The 16,788-nt window shown below is 44.1% G+C and carries 20 protein-coding genes; 13 read left to right on the forward strand and 7 right to left on the reverse strand.

The features are described from left to right. Positions 1-417 precede the first annotated feature (417 nt). Positions 418-1,248 carry an alpha/beta fold hydrolase gene (locus tag CEF21_RS05115; protein WP_123913853.1) on the reverse strand — a complete coding sequence of 277 codons (831 nt, stop codon included), beginning with the start codon at positions 1,246-1,248 and terminating at the stop codon, positions 418-420. Between the two features lie 282 nt (positions 1,249-1,530). Here CEF21_RS05115 and CEF21_RS05120 point away from each other — a divergent pair, with 282 nt between their 5' ends. From CEF21_RS05120 to CEF21_RS05130, 3 genes are all read left to right on the forward strand, one after another. After that, positions 1,531-2,094, forward strand: a complete 564-nt coding sequence (locus CEF21_RS05120; RefSeq protein ID WP_123913855.1) for a sigma-70 family RNA polymerase sigma factor — start codon at positions 1,531-1,533, stop codon at positions 2,092-2,094. After that, on the forward strand, positions 2,087-3,499 hold the full coding sequence (locus CEF21_RS05125; RefSeq protein WP_123913857.1) for a DUF4179 domain-containing protein: 1,413 nt from the start codon (positions 2,087-2,089) through the stop codon (positions 3,497-3,499). The genes CEF21_RS05120 and CEF21_RS05125 overlap by 8 nt, the downstream gene beginning before the upstream one ends. A gap of 106 nt (positions 3,500-3,605) precedes the next feature. After that, complete coding sequence (locus tag CEF21_RS05130) at positions 3,606-4,196, forward strand: sugar O-acetyltransferase (protein WP_123913859.1); 591 nt, start codon at positions 3,606-3,608, stop codon at positions 4,194-4,196. Positions 4,197-4,253: 57 nt separating this feature from the next. Here the strand turns inward: CEF21_RS05130 and CEF21_RS05135 are convergent, their stop codons facing one another. From CEF21_RS05135 to CEF21_RS05145, 3 genes are all read right to left on the reverse strand, one after another. Further along, positions 4,254-4,625 carry an iron chaperone gene (locus tag CEF21_RS05135; protein ID WP_123913861.1) on the reverse strand — a complete coding sequence of 124 codons (372 nt, stop codon included), beginning with the start codon at positions 4,623-4,625 and terminating at the stop codon, positions 4,254-4,256. Between the two features lie 15 nt (positions 4,626-4,640). Then, the gene (locus tag CEF21_RS05140; RefSeq protein ID WP_123913863.1) at positions 4,641-5,009 is read right to left on the reverse strand and encodes a YciI family protein; all 369 of its coding nucleotides are present in this window, start codon (positions 5,007-5,009) and stop codon (positions 4,641-4,643) included. A 128-nt stretch (positions 5,010-5,137) separates the two neighbouring features. Continuing rightward, positions 5,138-5,632, reverse strand: a complete 495-nt coding sequence (locus tag CEF21_RS05145; RefSeq protein ID WP_123913865.1) for a hypothetical protein — start codon at positions 5,630-5,632, stop codon at positions 5,138-5,140. Between the two features lie 127 nt (positions 5,633-5,759). Here CEF21_RS05145 and CEF21_RS05150 point away from each other — a divergent pair, with 127 nt between their 5' ends. Then, positions 5,760-6,236 (forward strand): DinB family protein, encoded by a 477-nt coding sequence (locus tag CEF21_RS05150; RefSeq protein WP_123913867.1) that lies wholly within the window; start codon positions 5,760-5,762, stop codon positions 6,234-6,236. A gap of 98 nt (positions 6,237-6,334) precedes the next feature. Here CEF21_RS05150 and CEF21_RS05155 read toward each other — a convergent pair whose 3' ends face one another. The 3 genes from CEF21_RS05155 to CEF21_RS05165 all read right to left on the reverse strand — a co-directional run bounded on the left by CEF21_RS05155 (position 6,335) and on the right by CEF21_RS05165 (position 8,586). Beyond that, positions 6,335-6,997: a DUF1801 domain-containing protein gene (locus CEF21_RS05155; protein ID WP_123913869.1), complete on the reverse strand. Its 663-nt coding sequence runs from the start codon at positions 6,995-6,997 to the stop codon at positions 6,335-6,337. Between the two features lie 117 nt (positions 6,998-7,114). After that, a complete protein-coding gene (locus CEF21_RS05160) occupies positions 7,115-7,318 on the reverse strand; it encodes a hypothetical protein (protein WP_123913871.1) in 204 nt (67 codons plus the stop codon). A gap of 335 nt (positions 7,319-7,653) precedes the next feature. Next, entirely contained in the window at positions 7,654-8,586 is a 933-nt protein-coding gene (locus tag CEF21_RS05165; RefSeq protein ID WP_241156767.1) for a GNAT family N-acetyltransferase, read from the reverse strand. Between the two features lie 205 nt (positions 8,587-8,791). On the opposite strand from CEF21_RS05165, the gene CEF21_RS21775 reads away from it, so the two are divergent. The 9 genes from CEF21_RS21775 to CEF21_RS05205 all read left to right on the forward strand — a co-directional run bounded on the left by CEF21_RS21775 (position 8,792) and on the right by CEF21_RS05205 (position 16,780). Beyond that, the gene (locus CEF21_RS21775; RefSeq protein WP_346773368.1) at positions 8,792-9,001 is read left to right on the forward strand and encodes a Uma2 family endonuclease; all 210 of its coding nucleotides are present in this window, start codon (positions 8,792-8,794) and stop codon (positions 8,999-9,001) included. A gap of 27 nt (positions 9,002-9,028) precedes the next feature. Beyond that, positions 9,029-9,349 (forward strand): Uma2 family endonuclease, encoded by a 321-nt coding sequence (locus CEF21_RS21780; protein WP_346773369.1) that lies wholly within the window; start codon positions 9,029-9,031, stop codon positions 9,347-9,349. Positions 9,350-9,444: 95 nt separating this feature from the next. Beyond that, entirely contained in the window at positions 9,445-10,164 is a 720-nt protein-coding gene (locus CEF21_RS05175; protein ID WP_123913873.1) for a VCBS repeat-containing protein, read from the forward strand. A 138-nt stretch (positions 10,165-10,302) separates the two neighbouring features. After that, the gene (locus tag CEF21_RS05180) at positions 10,303-11,592 is read left to right on the forward strand and encodes a glycosyltransferase (protein ID WP_123913875.1); all 1,290 of its coding nucleotides are present in this window, start codon (positions 10,303-10,305) and stop codon (positions 11,590-11,592) included. Beyond that, entirely contained in the window at positions 11,576-12,211 is a 636-nt protein-coding gene (locus CEF21_RS05185; RefSeq protein WP_164462086.1) for a TetR/AcrR family transcriptional regulator, read from the forward strand. The genes CEF21_RS05180 and CEF21_RS05185 overlap by 17 nt, the downstream gene beginning before the upstream one ends. A 95-nt stretch (positions 12,212-12,306) precedes the next feature. After that, on the forward strand, positions 12,307-13,242 hold the full coding sequence (locus CEF21_RS05190) for a sensor domain-containing diguanylate cyclase (RefSeq protein ID WP_123913879.1): 936 nt from the start codon (positions 12,307-12,309) through the stop codon (positions 13,240-13,242). 258 nt (positions 13,243-13,500) lie between these two features. Further along, positions 13,501-14,277, forward strand: a complete 777-nt coding sequence (locus CEF21_RS05195; RefSeq protein ID WP_123913881.1) for a hypothetical protein — start codon at positions 13,501-13,503, stop codon at positions 14,275-14,277. After that, the gene (locus tag CEF21_RS05200; protein WP_123913883.1) at positions 14,274-15,023 is read left to right on the forward strand and encodes a hypothetical protein; all 750 of its coding nucleotides are present in this window, start codon (positions 14,274-14,276) and stop codon (positions 15,021-15,023) included. Before CEF21_RS05195 ends, CEF21_RS05200 begins: the two co-directional genes overlap by 4 nt. Before the next feature lie 182 nt (positions 15,024-15,205). Continuing rightward, positions 15,206-16,780, forward strand: coding sequence for a flagellar assembly protein A (locus CEF21_RS05205; protein WP_123913884.1), 1,575 nt, complete (start codon positions 15,206-15,208; stop codon positions 16,778-16,780). Positions 16,781-16,788 lie beyond the last annotated feature (8 nt).

Raw genomic sequence — 16,788 nt, forward strand, 5'->3', positions numbered from 1 at the left:
GGCAAAACAGCAAAAATCCAATCAGATTGATAATAGCGGTATCCTCCTGTTCAACGAATAGGTAAATTATGATAAGTTTAGTTTATCAGAAGATCTTGGAAATTAACTGCCAAAAAAAGTGATTATAATCAAAAGTCAGGTGATATGTTCTTCCAGTGAGGCAGTCTTTATTTAGTGGCAAGTTTTTATTTGAAAAACAATGGAGAAACTCATCCAGCCTGCGATGGAAACCGATCCGGTAGATCCAAGACTATAACAAGATTCCTGTTAAAAAGGGGAGTGAAAATCAAACATTGATTTTCACTCCCCTTTGTTTTGATTGAACGTGACTGTCTTCTGAATAGCCTTCAACTAGGAGCCGCCATCCTCTCCTGCTTTTCCTCTTTCAGGAGCCTGCAGTGGCAACTTTACACGATGCTAGATCTTCACCGGTTCTTTCCGGTACACCGTCACCCCGTCATGGCTCTTAAATTCTCTGCCCTCCAGGAAATCGAGCACCATCTCATTAAACAGATCCTTCCTCATCGTGCTCAGCGGATCGAACGCGTCCTTAAATAACACAAGCACGGCATCCGGAATATGGGCGAACAGGTTCTGGGAGCCTTTCTTTTCATCGACGCCCATCACTTTCTTTTCACCGCCCATCACAAGTGTCGGAGAGGTGATGCGGTGCAGCTGGTCCGTATGGTAGGGGAACTCTGAATTTTTCGCCAGGATAAACATGTCCTTGTCAAAAGTGAACGAGTTCCTCAGCACGCTTTTCGTATATTCGTCTTTTCCGTAAACCTTCATCATCTGGTTGATGATGGTATCATAGGACAGCCTTTTAAAGATCGCGTTGGAAAGCTTCAATACCCATCCGGACACTTTGGAGGGAAACTCGCTGTATCCGTTCGACAGGACCAATTTATTTATATAATGGGGATATTTCAGTGCAAACAGCTGGGCTGTGACCGAACCATACGATAACCCCACCAAATGGATTTTCGAAAGATGAAGTTCATCCAATAGCATTTTAAGATCCTCTGCCATCACCCGTGCAGAGAACGTATTGTCAGGGAACGTCTTTGTTGATTCCCCGTGGCCTCTTAAATCGACCATAATCATTTGATACTTGGAGGAAAAGGCGTCGATTTGCGGCTCCCACATTCTCCAGCTGGCGCCCAGTCCGTGAAGGAATATAACAGGCGGCCCCTCACCGCGGACTTCATAGTTTAACTGAACGTGATCCATTTCCACTTTAGGCATATAGGCTCCTCCAAAACAAACAGAATGACATCATAATGAACAATTATAATCTGGTAAAATATGAAAGGGAAGAGGGTTTGGAAAAAATAGGTGAAGTCCTTATTGAGAATATAGAGGGAAACAGGAAGGCCTTTTATTCGTCGTAAAAAACGCCTGGAGCACAGCGAAATAAGCAGAGGCAGGCAGAACCCTCTGCTTATTTTGCTGTGCTGGCCAAAAAGTTTACAAAAAATGAGAAACCCCGCTGCTTCTCTCCGTCTAATGAATGAAAGGGGGAAACCAATGAATGCCGGCAAAAAAATTCCCATTGATACAAAAGCTGATCATCCGGATGAGCGTGAAGACTATTTCAGACAAGTGATGGAGGAACATGGGACCGACCTTTTAAAGTTGGCCTACTCGTATGTGAAAAATCAGGAGACAGCCAAGGATTTGGTCCAGAGCTCCTTTGTCTCTTTTTATTTGAATCTCCCGTCCTTTAAAGGGGACTCGTCTATTAAAACGTGGCTTTACCGGATCACCGCCAATAAATGCAAAGACCATTTAAGAAGTGCTTATGTGAGAAGGGTTTTCCCGGTCCATTACATGAAGGAAGCTCCCCATCATGAGAACCAGACGGAAAGAGCTCTTATGGATGGAGAATTTTCAGAATGGCTGAAGGACTGTATTTTCAAGCTCCCGGTTAAATACAGGGAAGTCATTATGTTCTATTATTATCAGGAGCTGAGTGCTGCAGAAATAGCGGAAGTGCTCCAAGTACCTGAGAGCACGGTAAGAACACGGCTCGACCGTGCCCGGAAAAAACTTGCACCCCTCATTAAAGAGGAGGAATTATTTAATGAATAAATTCAAAGAACAAATGGATCAAACGGAATTCGGTTCGATGAAGTTCGATAAGGTGGATCAGCTTGCGGTAATGAAGGAAGTAAGGGAAACACAAAACCGCGGCCGAAAGCGCAAGAAGAAGTTTCCATCTGTTATTCTGACCACGATGGCTGCAGCCGCCATCCTGTTTGTTTTATTGATGCAGTCGCCTATAAAAGATCAGATTGAAGCGGGAAAACCAAAGCCGAATACCTTGTTGAGCCAGTCCAACGATCCGGGGCTTGTCGCCTGGAGCCAAAAAAATGATCCGCAGAAGGTGAACCAAACATCCGAGAGCAGCGGCATCAAGGTAACCATCAAAGAAATCATGTACGACGGATACCGGATGGCCATCGGCTATGAAGTTCAATCAAAGACAAAATTTGTCGGCCCTGTTCATAATCCGAAGATTACGGTGAATGGGAAGGGGATCGATGTTTCCGATACAACCGATTCAGTTGAGTCACAACTCAACGCCTATGAAAAAGAAGCTCACTCTTTCAGTGGCGTAACAAGCTTCTTTATCAAGGAGAAGCTGCCGGAAAAATTTGAAGTGAAGCTGCAATTTTACGGAAATCAGAACCTCATGGAAGCTCGTAAAACGGCCGCGTTTGATAAGGCAAGAGGGACAAAGGGGAATTGGGCATTCTCAATTCCGGTTGATAAAAAAGGGGAAATCTATACCATTAAACCGAAAAAAAGTGTGACAAAGGATGCGACCAAACTAAGTGTGGATAAGGTCATTCTTGCCCCTTCTGTAACAGAGGTAACAGCTGTAAAAGAATCAAAGGGCAAAGATGCTTTCAAAGGATCTCAATACAGAATATTAGATGATAAAGGAAATCTGCTTGCTGGTTTCGGGGATATAGAGTTGTCTGGTGAAGAAAAGAACGGCAAATCTATTTTTCGATGCATCGGAAGGTTTGCCCCGGCAGATGGCATTCCATCTTATATTGCAGTGCAGCCGTTCACGTATAATGATGCCGAAAACAACCCTGATCAAGGAAAGATTACTGTAAAAAGAATCACAGATCCGCTCCCAATGGTCTTCCCGCAGAACGATAAATCGATTGTAGTAAACAAAATTGAGGAATCAAAGGATAAAAAACGGTTAAAAATTTATTATGAAGTAAAAGGCGATCTTCCAGAACTGAGAATCAGGTTCTTTCATCTCACCATTGGAAATTATGAAAGCGAGTCAAGGAAGGATCTATTAGATCAAAACTTATTCAAAAACATCACCAGCAATGAAAATGAAAAAGTAGCAGAATTTAATACGGGACTTAGAAACGATCTTTACTTATCAAGCCCGAATGTAAACCCAGTCCTCTATAAAGAGATGGAGCTGAAAATCCCGATCAACAAAAAGGACCTGATCAAAAAATAGGCAAAACCCCGGTGGCGTGTGCACCGGGGTTTTATTCCTGAGAGGCTAGGTATGGTATCTTGTAATCATGAGCACTTGAGAGAACAAATTGTCTGGAGGAATTCCAATGAATTTAGAAGAACAGAAAAAGTTTATCCTGACAGGTCAAATGTACAACGATTTAACTCCTGAACTAATTAAGGCAAGAGAGGATGCAGTTTTCCTTACAAATGAGTACAATAATAGCTTTAGCAAACCGCAGCATGAAAGGGAAGAGCTTTTAAAAAAGCTAGTGAAAAGCATGGGGAAAGGCGTTCATTTAGAACCGAATTTCAGATGTGAATTCGGGTTTAATATTACGATAGGGGATCATTTTTATGCTAATTTTGATTGCGTCATGCTGGACGGGGCAGATATCCATATAGGGGACAATGTTTTGTTTGGACCTCGAGTTGGAATTTATACCTCGAATCATGCAATAGATCCTAAGGAAAGAGCCGCAGGCGGATGTTATGCCAAGCCTGTACGTATTGGGGATAACGTGTGGATTGGTGCAGGCGTTCATATTAATCAAGGTGTAACGATTGGAGAAAATACAATCATTGGATCGGGCAGTGTGATTACAAAAAGTATTCCGGCTAATGTCATTGCAGCTGGTGTCCCATGTAAAGTAATCCGGGAAATTACAGAAGCCGACCGAACTGGATTTGTAGGATAAGGGCGGTGTCAGACACCACCCGTTGTTTGTCGAAGAGAACGTCTTATCCTAGAGGGCTCATTTCCGGAAAAAATGCGTATAGTCCGCCTTTTCCTGAATATTAAACGCAATCACTTTCTCAAGCAATTCATAGTTAACCGGCTTATTCCAAGGAATGCGGAACAGTCCTTTTGTAAAACTGTATCCGGCGTTTGAAATATCACCGGCAAAGTGCGCGATTCCTGCTTCCTCGGGGGAAACGCTCAAGTGCTGCTTGGCAGTTGCAATACCAAGGATAAAGGTGCCGTGATCCGTGAACATGGGGGTATTCCATTTGATCTGCGGCTGCAGATTCGGGAACTGGTTTGAGATCCAGGATAGAATCTCTTCTGTCCGGCTGCGATGCTCGGAATTTTCAATGCCTGCTAAATAGTCTGTAAAAACGTCCATATTTTTCTCCTCCAATTATTGCTTCAAATAGTGAACAGGCCGGATTTCAATACGCCAGTCAAAGTGTTCACCTTCCGGGATTTGCACGGTTGGATGAAGGGAGGCTACCCGAATCGCATCCTCCATGTCCTTTGCTTCAAGAAGGAATACACTGCCCAGTGATTCTTCTGTTTTTGCACTTGAACTGTCCGTAACCACGATCTGCCCGTTCTCCCGCTGCAAACCGATCATTTCTAATTCGACACCAGCATCCATCCGGACCTGGCCGCTCCTGTAGAATTCATCAAGATGAGGCTGGCATTGACTCATAACCGCCTCAATCTCTGCCTTAGGACGGGCGTCCATTTTTGCTGAATTTAAGTAGCCTAAGCATAGGTACATCATGTTCATCGCTCCAATCTATCCCTATGATGATGAATGCCCAATTCCTATTGCCTGCAAAATGAATTCATTGCCACCCTGGATCCCAATGCTTGCTAAAACAATAAAAAGTCCAAATGTTTCTTCTCTGATTAATTTTCAGAGGACCATTCTTTAGCTTGTGCTTTAATCATTCCGCCCAGTTCAGGTATATGGCCCGTGTCCTTTAATGCCTGCTGTGCATAATCCTTTGGAAACATCTTTTCAATCGAGGGTTGGTATTCCGATCCATCCCCGGGCTGTTTGTATTCCATGGCCTGATACTTGCCATTTTCTTTTTTGAGTTTAACCAATACAGGTGTAGAGTAGCCTGTTGCCCCAACTTTCTCCCCTTTATTGTAAACTTCATATTGGGTATACGTATATACAGAAATGACTCCGTCTTTTTCCCCGGCTCCATAGATTTTGTGAGCTTCAAATTCACGGGCGGATTTGGTATCAGTAAAGGAATTGGTCTTATCTAAAATTCCTGCTGAAACGGCTTCGTCCATTTCCTTGGTGATCTTTACTGGATTCCCGGCTTGAGCCGTGCTGCATCCTGCTATCCCAGCGGCTAATACAAATAAAATTGCCATTTCTGCTCTCAAAACACTTTGCCTCCTATCTGTATTCACTAAATATTTTTTTAGAGCAATCGAACTTCGCGGTGCAGAAGACACACTTGGTCGATATTGGTATACTTTACCTGTTAGTAAATAAGGGGAGGAAATGGAAATGGATGCTATTGATTTACTTGTTTTAAATTTTAAAGAAGTCAGACGCAGGAGTATAAAAGTATGGAAAGCGATTCCCCAAGAGAAGCTTGATTGGCGGCCGGATGAAAAGGCTCTTACTTGTGCTGAAATGATTAGGCACGCAGTTGAAAGTGAATTTTTTTATCACCACATTCTCATCAGGAGGGGAAGTCAGTCGTTATCTGATTTAATCAATCCCTTTGAGGCGAAGGAATTTACAACCGTTGAAGATGAACTTGCATTCGCTCAGCCATACCGTGAAGAATTTTTAAAGTATGTTATGTCCATATCTGCAAATGATTTAGAAAACATCCAAATTGATCGTTCGGATGCAGGCTACATCAGGACGCTTGGGGATATGTTATTGCGTATCGCTTACCACGAGTCTGTTCACACTGGTCAGCTGTTGGACTATATGAGAACAATGGACATTGACCGCCCCAAGGTCTGGGATTAATCATCGGTTTATGATTTCAGCTCAACTGAGCAATGACTCCTTCTTTTGAATGATGGACTAGAGAGTTTAGCTCAGCTGGGCATTTCCTGTAAGCCGCTTTATTGCGAATGGGAAATATTCTTATGTGATCCATCACAGGAAGGCATTTTTTGAGAATATCCACATGTGCAGTCTCTTAATCCTTTTCCGTTCAGGATTTGTGGGATGTACTTTTCGACCCTTGATGCACGGGTTTTCGATTGTTTAGGTGCTGTAAAATAAACAATATAGGCTTTCTGCCGCCCTGGGGTCAATGCGTCAAAAGCTGTTTTTAAAGAAGGAAGCTCATCTAATTTGTTCTGAAATTCCTCTGGAACCGTGTATTCGGTCTTCTCTTTTCCTTTCACGGACAGACCGGCTTTTTCCACTTCGATCGCTTCATGAATGTATTCTTTCAGAAGCGCTTCTCTATCGGCAATTTCCTGAACGCTTGTGAAACGGATTTGGCGCGCCGCCTGCGTATTCTCCGTCTGCTGAATCAGAATGCCATGGGGGTCTTTGAGTAAAGCCCCCTTATGGAACAGAAGGGCGCAATATTCTTTGAAACCATGGATTAAAACGACGTTTTTCCCGTCAAGTGTGTAACATGGATGCATCCATTTGAAATCTTCTGTAAGCCCGCAATCTAGAACCAATTTTCTCAGGGTCTCATATTCTTTCTTCCACTTGTCGGCTTTGCTGAGAAACTCATCCGCCTTAGGATGGGTCCGGCTGGTTGTCATTCAAAAACCCCCTCTAACAAAAAGTAATCTTTATTGGAACTTCAAGATGGACATTCTATATCCTTCTTTTCTGATGAAAAAAAGGAGTGTACGCAACCACTCCTTCCTCATGAAAACTCACGAGTTAAATCCATTCCCCTTCTCGATCCCTTCAATCGCCTTCAATATGATGGGATCGAAGTCCAGTGACTCAAGCAGCGCGATTCCTTCTACCAGTACGAGCGCTAAGGCAGCCGCCTGTTCATTCGACTCTCCTTCTCCCGTTTTTATGGTTTTTCTGTAAAATGCATAAAAGCTGTCGGGAAAATCTGGTTGAAGCAAATAGGGAAAAAGAAATCATGGGGTCCATCAATATTACGTTTATCAATGACGAACCCGATATAAGAATTCCGGTTCCTGCTATTCCGGGGTAAGAGGGTCCAACTTCAAATGCTAATGAGGGAAGCGGGAAAAGCGCTTTCCTTTTTTGAATTCCAATCCTTTGCAGAAGGACCATCAGGCTAAAAACGGCATGTTCAGTCCATCCACTAAGCTTCAGATGACTGTGGATAAGTTTTGCTGAGCAGCATGTTTCCACAGTTTAATAACAGGCCGTGTAATAGGAATTTAAAAGTTTAATGAAATCGATTTATCCACACTGTTGAGAGAATGATCTTTTAACCAAAAACTTGTGCAGCAATACCATACAAATGGCTGTTTCTAGTAGGCATGCTATCAGAATGGATGATCATGACTGGAGGCTGGCTGACTTTTTCAAAACCGCTGTTTCTTAAGTGATTCATAAACCTCTCATTCCTGGCTGGCAGATCAATCCTTAGCTTTCCCTTGTGATTAAGGGCCAATTGATGAAGCAGATAGGCGGCTGCTCTGTCATTCGGGGCAACAATCGGACCTAAAAGTAAATGGCATGGCCCTAAGACAGAAAGACCGAAACCAAGCACGTCTCCCATTTCATTTTTCAATACAAGAGATTGATGGGACTGTTTTATTCTATTTGTAAGGAATTTCCGCCGAAAATCGCCAAATGCAAATTTGTCTAATTCGAAAACTTTTTCAAACTCATCATCCTGTAAAACCTCTGCTTTTAATCCTTCATCAGGAAAACCATCAGAAGGTACATAATTCATACAAATGAATTTATGTACATCATCGACGACTTTGAATCCCATTTTTTCATACATAGGCTTGCCTTCAGGTGTAGCAATCAGCATAATCGATGTTTGAGCAGATACAGAATCTATACATGCCTTAGTCGTGTCTTTTCCAAGACCTTGTCCTCTATATCCCGGATTTACAATGACCATCCCGATCGAAGCTAAATCAGTGTCGTAAGGAATGATTGCGGCGCTTGATACAATTTGGCCCAACTCATTTTTATGTCCAAAAATTTTTCCGCAAGATAAAATGGTCTGAATATCGCTTCTGTCATAATCCCACCCTATGGACTGCGATAAAGATAGTAATCCTTCAATATCATTCTCACCGAAAATATGCAGCTTAAGATGATTTTTGGAATAGGTAACCATAGTAACTCCTTCACTAGTTTTGTCATTTAAATTTAACCTGTTTAATTTGTTATAAAAAGACACTTGATTGAATGAACCTGTCTGTTTTGGATGGAGGTGGATAATTAGATCCTATCTTTATTAAGTTCGTTTCTGCAATTGAATTTCTTTGCGAATTTTTCCACAGCTTATTAACAGTTAGCACAAAAGGACTGCCAAGCTCAGTTTATAAATGATCCACAATCCTGATATAATTGGGAAGAGTAGAATTCATCAAAAAGGGATGAGTATGCCTAAAGAAAACCATGTATCCATTGAAGAGTATTATAAACGCGAACAAAGTGATACGCTGATGGAATTTATAAATGGAGGAGTATTCATGACTCCTTTTCCATCAACCATTCACCAGCGAATTTCAGGCCGCTTATTTGTGCAGCTGTACCAGCTTTTAGAAGGAAAAGAGTGTGAAGTCTTTCATGCTCCGTTTGATATTGAATGATCGAAAGAAGAAAGATCGGAAAACAAAGTGGTTATTCCCGATCTTTCGGTCATCTGTGATAAATCCGGGTTAAGTGAGAGTAGATATACTGGAATTCCTGCTTTAATTATAGAAATTATTAGTCCCTCCAACCAATCGCATGACTTGGTAACGAAGTTAAATCTGTATATGCAGTACGGGGTCCAGGAATACTGGATTGTGAATCCGCTCATTCATACGATCCAGGTTTACACGCTTTCTAAAAATGAGCAATATGTGCAAACAGATGTAGTGAAAGAAATAGGGATTATTCAATCGAGTTTGTTTGAAGAGTTTTATGTAGATGCGAAAGTCTTGTTCAAGCAATAAAAATGCCTTTTTGGGGCTTTTTTTTGTTAGATTGGAAAATCACTCTTTCCCCAAACCGCCCATAGAATACATATCAGCGATTATGGGGGGAAGCTATGTACACTTATGATGCTAGAGCCAGTCAGCCGCAGGTTGTCGCGTTTGCGAGGAAAGATGTCACAGGGGACCGGGTGCCGGACAATGTGTATTTGACCGGGATTAAAACAGCAGACAGTCCATTTATTCAAAACATCACGCTTCTTGTACAGGATGGAAGAACGGGTGCAGCCACAAGGGTTCAGCTCAAGGAAAATGCCGGCTACAACCCGACCCTGTTTCTCGGGGATTTTACAGGGGATGGCATTGCCGATATTTTGATCAGGATCGAATCGGGTGGAAGCGGTGCGTTTACGTATGATGATCTTTATTCGTTTCTCCAAAATAAACCCCGGCTGCTTTTTGATTCCCAGAGGTATAACGGACAGTTCGAATATGAGGTCACGTATCAGGATGATTACAAGGTGAAACTGGTGAGCAAGACAAACAATCAGACTTACCTGATCGATATTTCTTTAAGGGATCCAGAGTATTTGAATGAAATCTATGACCGGAACGGCAAGCTGAAAACGCCTATAGAGGGATTCGTCAATCCATTGAGCGGCCTGTATCCTGTGGATTTTGATTCGAATGGAGTGTATGAATTGCTGGCGTATCAAAAGGCGGCGGGAAGATACAATGCGGACGCCCTGGGATATGTCCAGAATACGCTGGCATGGAAATCGGACCGGTTTGTGCTGCAAAATCAGTATGTAGCGATTTTTGGAGAGGGTCAATGAAGGCTTCCTGACATGGGAAGTTCTTTTTTTTAGGTAAAAAAACGACACATTTATCGTTTTTATTGACAGGCAAAACCAATCTGTTTTATATTGATAAACAACAACGATGTCGTTTTTAATCTCGAGGAGGTTATATAGATGCTGATTAGCATGCTGTCCACAGGTACCCGCGGGGATACACAGCCGTTTATTGCATTGGGGCTGGAGCTGAAGAAAAAGGGTTTTCAAGTTCGAATTGCAGCGTCACAATCGTATCGCACTCTTATAGAGGGGTACGGGTTTGATTTTGCTCCGCTCCGGGGAGATGTGGCGAAAATTATCGAGAGCGGGATGGTAAAAGAAGCAGACAATCCGCTCGCATTTTTTACGAGCCTGAAAAACGAAGAATTGATGGACTTAATGATAGAGAGTCAGGAAGATTTGCATAAAGCGTGCGACGGTTCGGATGCGATTGTGTACCACCCGGGCGCCTCCATTGGATACTTTGCCGCAAAGGAAATGGGAATTCCGAGCATTTTGGCTTCGCCTTTTCCGATGACGCCAACGAATGAATACCCGGCGATAATCTTTTATGACCGCGTCCGTTTCGGTAAAATGATCAATAAAGTGACCCACCGGATTTTTGAAATGGGGTTCTGGAAGATGTCGAACCCGGCTTTAAAGATGTATTGGAAAAAGAGGTACGGAAAGCTTCCGGAAGGATTCGGGAGTCCTTATCCAAGGCAGCGTACGAAAGAAAGTCCAACGCTTGTCTCCTTAAGTCCGAGTGTGTTTCCGGTTCCGCGTGACTGGCCAAACCATGTCTATTCATTCGGGTATTGGTTTATTGAAGACCATGAAGAGTATGAGCCTTCTGAGGAACTGCAGCAGTTCTTAAAGAACGGAGAGCCCCCGGTTTATGTCGGGTTCGGAAGCGTCGGGGGCAAGGATCAGGCGGCCGAAGCGACAGAACGTGTCGTTAAAGCGCTCAAGACTGCGGGAAAACGGGGATTGATTCATACAGGCGGAGGGCTGGAAAAGGGAGAGAATACGAAGGACCTCTTCTTTTTCAACGGCGCTCCCCATGAGTGGCTGTTCCCGCAGATGTCCGGTGTTGTTCATCACGGAGGAGCCGGGACGACGGCCGCCGCTTTAAGGGCAGGGGTTCCTCAGGCTGTCATTCCATTTGGAAATGACCAGTTCGCATGGGGGAAAAGGATGAATGAACTGGGTGTCAGCGCAAAGGCGATTCCACGGAAGGAATTAACCGCAGAAAAATTGGCCGATACGATTCTTTACTCCCAGACAGGCGAAGTTCTGGCTAAAGCGAAGGAAATAGGGGAGAGAGTGAGAGCTGAAAAAGGAGCTGAAAAGGCAGCGAATCTGATCATGAAGACGATTCATACCTTTAATGACAAGGAGAAGATGGTTCATGCCGAAAGTAAATGAGGAACACCTGCAAAAAAAGAAACAAGAGATTCTTGCCGCGGCGAAGCGTGTATGCAGCACAAAGCCCATCTATGAAGTAGCCATGCGGGATATCGTCATCGAATCCGGGATGAGCCAGGGCGGGGTGTATAAATATTTTTCCGGTATTGATGATGTATTTGCGGCTCTGCTCAACAAGGAGAGTCTTAGTCATTCTGTAAAAGAAAAGGTGGACGGCCTGGTAAAGGATGAGAAAGAGCCGATGGATAAGCTGGAAGCTTTCCTCCTTTATATAGGGGAGTATATCCGGGAATCGTTGACGGAGCATGGATCCTTCTTTTATGAGCTTCAGGCCATGTACGGAAAAGACCCTGAACGCTTCAAAAAAGTGAAAGATCAGCTGGACGATGTCTCGAATCTGCAGTATATTCACGGACAGTTCAGCGCATTTCTGACCAGTCAAATAGAGAAAGCGGTCTTTCATCCCCGCCTTCCGCAAGAGGATATCCAGTCCTTGATCGAAACATACCTGTCCGGCATGGTCCACCAGCCTGGGGTGGCCCAAAGACATGCGGAGATCAGCAGAAAAATAGCCATCTTATTGTCTGCACTGAAGGAGTTATTGAATTCAGGCATGTAACTGCTGATCAGGGACAGAAACATCAAATTCCTCTTTCTATTTTTTTCGCTTATTCGTATAATATCAACGGATGAGGAAAATAGGGGGTCGTACGAATGGGCATTCCATTAAACGAACTGCAAATGTATAAGGGTTTTGATGAATTAGCCGCAGATATTCTGGAGATGGCGAACGAGTTCATGCCGGACAAGCTGATTTTTATCAGTACGTTAACCGAGACGGAGCAGATTATTCTTAAAGTTCTCGATTCTCATATAAGCATCAATGTGAAGGAAGGGATGCGTGTAAACCTCCCTGAGACCGCTTGCAATCAAATGGATTTTAACCGGAATACCCCGCTCATTTTTGAAGACATGACGAAAGAATACCAGCTTGGGGCCCTGCAGCCGCTGCTTTTGGAACGAAACATTCATTCATACATGGGTGTACCCATTACGCTTGCGAACGGAGAGACGTTTGGAACGCTGTGTGCGGTCGATAAGGCTGCATCCGAATTCAATGTGAAGAGCATTAAGATGTTTCAGCGAATCGCGAAAATGTTTGCCTTTTACTTGGAGCTTGAGCGGAAAGCGTACAGGGACTCCCTGACCGGTTTGTACAACCGTGAGTTTTTGCACCGGTATTTCGATGATTATAAAGGCGGCAGGGGAGCGCTGTTTTTCCTGGACCTGGACGGCTTTAAAAAAGTAAACGACACATACGGGCATGACGCGGGCGATCGGCTGCTGAAAGAGGTCGCACACAGGCTCGAGGAGTTCATGAAACCGCACAGCGGAATAGCCGCCCGTCTGGGAGGAGATGAATTTATCCTTCTCTTCCCGGACCTCTATGACACGGAAGAAATGGAAAAACGCGCAAAATCCCTCCTGGACGGCCTGTCTCATACGGATACGAACCTGGAAAAATACAAGCTATCGGTGAGTATCGGTATTGCACGTGCCGGCTCAAGCCTGGACACGCTCCTAAAGCAGGCTGATCAGGCTTTATATTGGGCAAAAGCAGAGGGGAAGAACACCTTTCGCTTATACTGACTTTCCTTGAACCTGAAATAATAGAATGGAAAACCCCCGGTATGCGCCGGGGGTTTTCTTTGCTTGGTTGCGTACTTTTCTTGTTTGCTGAATTAGGAATTTTTGTTAGTATAGAAAACGGAGCTTATTTTTGGGATTTTTTAGAAAACGAGCATACTGTACGTTTTTATTTATGCTATACATTTTTCAGAAACAGGGGCGTACATAAGGTTTTATGGATTGGGTACAGTCGATCTGCTATTTTAGCAGGACTTCCTTTTGACGGAGCCTGAAACAGAAACGGAATACAGTAGGGGGCAGGTGTTCAATTTGATGGCTCAAATAGATTTTCCAAGAGATCCCATCTCGATCGGTGCTTCGGTAATCGCGCTGGGCGTGATCGCTTTTCTGGTCTTCAGGGTGTACAGGAAACAAGAGGTGAAACCGAAAGGATGGAAGATTCTTATTGTCCTGATCATAGGGCTTATTTCTTTTTCAACAGATTTTGTTCTGTTCGGCGAAGAGTATAAGCTGCCGATCATCCCGATTGGGGTCGGGGTTCTGTATTGGATGTTTCATAAAACCGGCGAGACGTGGAAGATTTACCGGCCATATACATGGCTTGGCTTTGCCGCGGCGTTTCTTTTCCTGATTGCCGATTTGATCAGCCTCCCGGTTCACCGTCTCGTGTACCCGGAAAATCAGCCTTCAACGTATCTCGCAAATGTGGAGAAGGCCTATGTCATTCCCATCCATCCATCTGCAGCGGAGCCCGGTTTAAATAAGGAGTCATTCATCAAACAGCTGCCTCTTTGGAAGCAAGACGATAGCCAAAGTGAAGAGTGGTACTACGAAACGGTCCGGAATGCTGCGGAAGGGAAAGGAATCAGCGAGCGATTCCCTTATATGCTAGCGGGAACCGTTCCGAAATGGGGAAGCTGGATAGATTCTGTCCTATATGTAGAAAGAGACGGAAAAGGGATTTTAATCACCACCTCAAAAAAGCAGCTGTATTTCCGCTCCGGCGAATCGGTCTTTCGGGAGGCGGTTAAATGACAAAGAAAAAAGGGTGGACTCTTGTCGGAATCGCTCTGGCTGCATCGCTATTCGTGTATTGGTTTTATTTTTCGCCGCCGGCTGCCTTTACGTCGAGTGAGCAGGAGATAAAAGAAGGCATTAAAAGCGCCTATCCTAAATCGTACCCGGCCAAGATCCAGGATGCGATTCCGGTGGACAGCGGGCATGTGCTCGTTCCTTTTGTATCCAAGGCGAATGATTATGGGCTCAGCTACTGGGTTTGGCGAAATCACCGCTGGACGGTGGCAGGAATCGATACGAAAGGCGCTCCTTCCATATGGAAATTGAGAAAGGATGATCCGTCGTCCTATTATTATGTGTGGAACCTTCATCCGAAAAATCACTTGAAATCAGTGGATTTTTATATGTTGAAAGATCGGTCGTTTCAATCTTCGGGCAAAACCGGGGAATACACGCCGCACGTGCAGATGAAGAAAAGCGTGTCTCTTCAGGAGAAATCGTACGGACTGCTGCAGATGCCGGAACAGTGGAGCATCCTAATGGAACAAACGGCAAGAGAAATCACCGCTGGACAAAGGATGGAAATAGCCGATTTTTTTGCGAATCCCTTTCTGGATTTCAGATGGATTCCAAACAGTGAAAGCGGGGAAGACCGCTTCAGCGTCGATACAATCAACGGTACGGGATACACAAACCATTATTCTAATATTCAAGAGATTGGCTGGATCAACGAGAGTGAGTTGGAAGGGCCGTCAAAGAAGTGAGAGGCTGAATCCTCTCACTCTTTTTTTGTCGAAAATTAGTTTTAATTGCCTAAGTTAATTATCAAAATTACGTGTTAAATATCTGTAAATTAAAATCAAAAGTCCTGTTTTGTGATATATTTTACTTAGCTAATTAATAATCTGTAAGTAAAAATACCTATAAAACGATTCGAGGAAGATGCATGATGATCCTGACGAAGAATGATTTTTTTCAGCTGGAAGTGGAACGTGATACGGTTTACTTAAACGTGGCGAGACCAGGCTATCCGCTCCCGGATTTTAATTCTCTGCTCACACTGTACCCCAGAATCTCTATTACCTCTTTCCCCAATCTGAAAAAAGGACTGGAGGAAGCAACGCATTCTAATGTAAACATTGGCCAATATCTCCCGGTGATCGTCCATACCGTCAGTAAAGACAAAATGTCCGCAAGTGTCAAAATTCTAGCAAGTACCGAAGAGTTTACCGGAATGCAAGGGGATTTGACCGGCATGGTGATGGAAGTCCTGGCGGATGCGGGCGTAACTGAAGGTCTAAGCCTTCAGGCGATTCAAAAAGAGCTGGTCCCGATGAAGTGGATCGAAGTGGCGAAAGGAATGGAGCCCGCTGACGGAACGGATGCCGTGATCCGCTACTATGAACTTTCCGAAAGAAAGCCCGTGATAGAAGAGACCGGCAAGGCGGACTTCTATAACATGAATTTCATCGATGAAGTGGAAAAAGGGGACTGGCTCGGAGAGAAAATTCCGCTGACAGAAGGAACGAGCGGTGTCAATGTGCTCGGGGAGGAACTGAAGCCGAGAAAAGGGAAGGATAAAAGACTTCACTATGATCCGAAGTCGGTTCTCAGTCTGGAGGAAGACGGAAAGACCGTCCTGAGAGCGGGCATCAAGGGAATCGTCTCCAAAACCGCCGGGAGAATTTCAATCGCAAACCACCTTCTCATTGAAGGGGATGTGGGCATCGGTACCGGAAACATTGAGTTCGATGGCTCGGTTACGGTGAAGGGGACGGTTCAGGAAGGCTTCTCGGTAACAGCAGGAATCGATATTGCGGTGCTGTCTGAGCTTGGCGTCAGACAGGTCGGGAAAATTGAGTCATTGAACGGTGATATTTTTATAAAAGGCGGGGTCTTCGGAAGCGGCACCATTCAAGCCGCCAAAAACATCTTCGTGAAGCATGCGAATGACTGTGAGCTAAAGGCGGGAGAGGATATCCACATCGGCTTTTATGCGAAAGGAAGCACCCTGGCTGCGAAAAATGTCATTACTGAACAGCATAAAGGGAAGATTATCGGCGGCCACATTATCGCCAAAGGAAAAGTGTTTGCCAATGAGATCGGGAACAAGATTGAGCTGAAAACGATCATTCAGGTAGAAGGCTTTGACCGGACCCTTCTTCAGGAAGACTATGTATCTTTGTTAAACGAGTACAAGCAGGTAATCCGGAACGTTGAGGAAATTCAGCGCCATATGGAAATCTATGAGAACTTTTCAAGCAAACTCAATGAATGGCAGCTCGTTCAGTTTGAAAAATTAAAGCAGGCCCATGAGGAGAAGCTGAAAGAAATCTCGCACTTTGAACACAAACGCCAGTCGCTCGTGAAAATGCTTGAAATCAAGGGAGACGGGGAGATATCGATTTTTCAGAAAGCCTACCCGGAAACGTATATTGAAATCAAAAACATCAAGAAAAAGGTAGATTCGTTAACGAAAGGTACTTTTTACGCGACAGGCCGCGAGTTGAAATATGAATGAGGAGCATC

Source organism: Bacillus sp. FJAT-42376, from assembly GCF_003816055.1.
GTDB lineage: Bacteria > Bacillota > Bacilli > Bacillales > Bacillaceae > Metabacillus_B.

What these genes read in the sequence shown, in the direction of transcription:
- CEF21_RS05115 (WP_123913853.1), bottom strand. Translation starts at nt 1,248, where the DNA reads ATGCCTAAAGTGGAAATGGATCACGTTCAGTTAAACTATGAAGTCCGC.
- CEF21_RS05120 (WP_123913855.1), top strand. Translation starts at nt 1,531, where the DNA reads ATGAATGCCGGCAAAAAAATTCCCATTGATACAAAAGCTGATCATCCG.
- CEF21_RS05125 (WP_123913857.1), top strand. Translation starts at nt 2,087, where the DNA reads ATGAATAAATTCAAAGAACAAATGGATCAAACGGAATTCGGTTCGATG.
- CEF21_RS05130 (WP_123913859.1), top strand. Translation starts at nt 3,606, where the DNA reads ATGAATTTAGAAGAACAGAAAAAGTTTATCCTGACAGGTCAAATGTAC.
- CEF21_RS05135 (WP_123913861.1), bottom strand. Translation starts at nt 4,625, where the DNA reads ATGGACGTTTTTACAGACTATTTAGCAGGCATTGAAAATTCCGAGCAT.
- CEF21_RS05140 (WP_123913863.1), bottom strand. Translation starts at nt 5,009, where the DNA reads ATGATGTACCTATGCTTAGGCTACTTAAATTCAGCAAAAATGGACGCC.
- CEF21_RS05150 (WP_123913867.1), top strand. Translation starts at nt 5,760, where the DNA reads ATGGATGCTATTGATTTACTTGTTTTAAATTTTAAAGAAGTCAGACGC.
- CEF21_RS05155 (WP_123913869.1), bottom strand. Translation starts at nt 6,997, where the DNA reads ATGACAACCAGCCGGACCCATCCTAAGGCGGATGAGTTTCTCAGCAAA.
- CEF21_RS21775 (WP_346773368.1), top strand. Translation starts at nt 8,792, where the DNA reads ATGCCTAAAGAAAACCATGTATCCATTGAAGAGTATTATAAACGCGAA.
- CEF21_RS05175 (WP_123913873.1), top strand. Translation starts at nt 9,445, where the DNA reads ATGTACACTTATGATGCTAGAGCCAGTCAGCCGCAGGTTGTCGCGTTT.
- CEF21_RS05180 (WP_123913875.1), top strand. Translation starts at nt 10,303, where the DNA reads ATGCTGATTAGCATGCTGTCCACAGGTACCCGCGGGGATACACAGCCG.
- CEF21_RS05185 (WP_164462086.1), top strand. Translation starts at nt 11,576, where the DNA reads ATGCCGAAAGTAAATGAGGAACACCTGCAAAAAAAGAAACAAGAGATT.
- CEF21_RS05190 (WP_123913879.1), top strand. Translation starts at nt 12,307, where the DNA reads ATGGGCATTCCATTAAACGAACTGCAAATGTATAAGGGTTTTGATGAA.
- CEF21_RS05200 (WP_123913883.1), top strand. Translation starts at nt 14,274, where the DNA reads ATGACAAAGAAAAAAGGGTGGACTCTTGTCGGAATCGCTCTGGCTGCA.
- CEF21_RS05205 (WP_123913884.1), top strand. Translation starts at nt 15,206, where the DNA reads ATGATGATCCTGACGAAGAATGATTTTTTTCAGCTGGAAGTGGAACGT.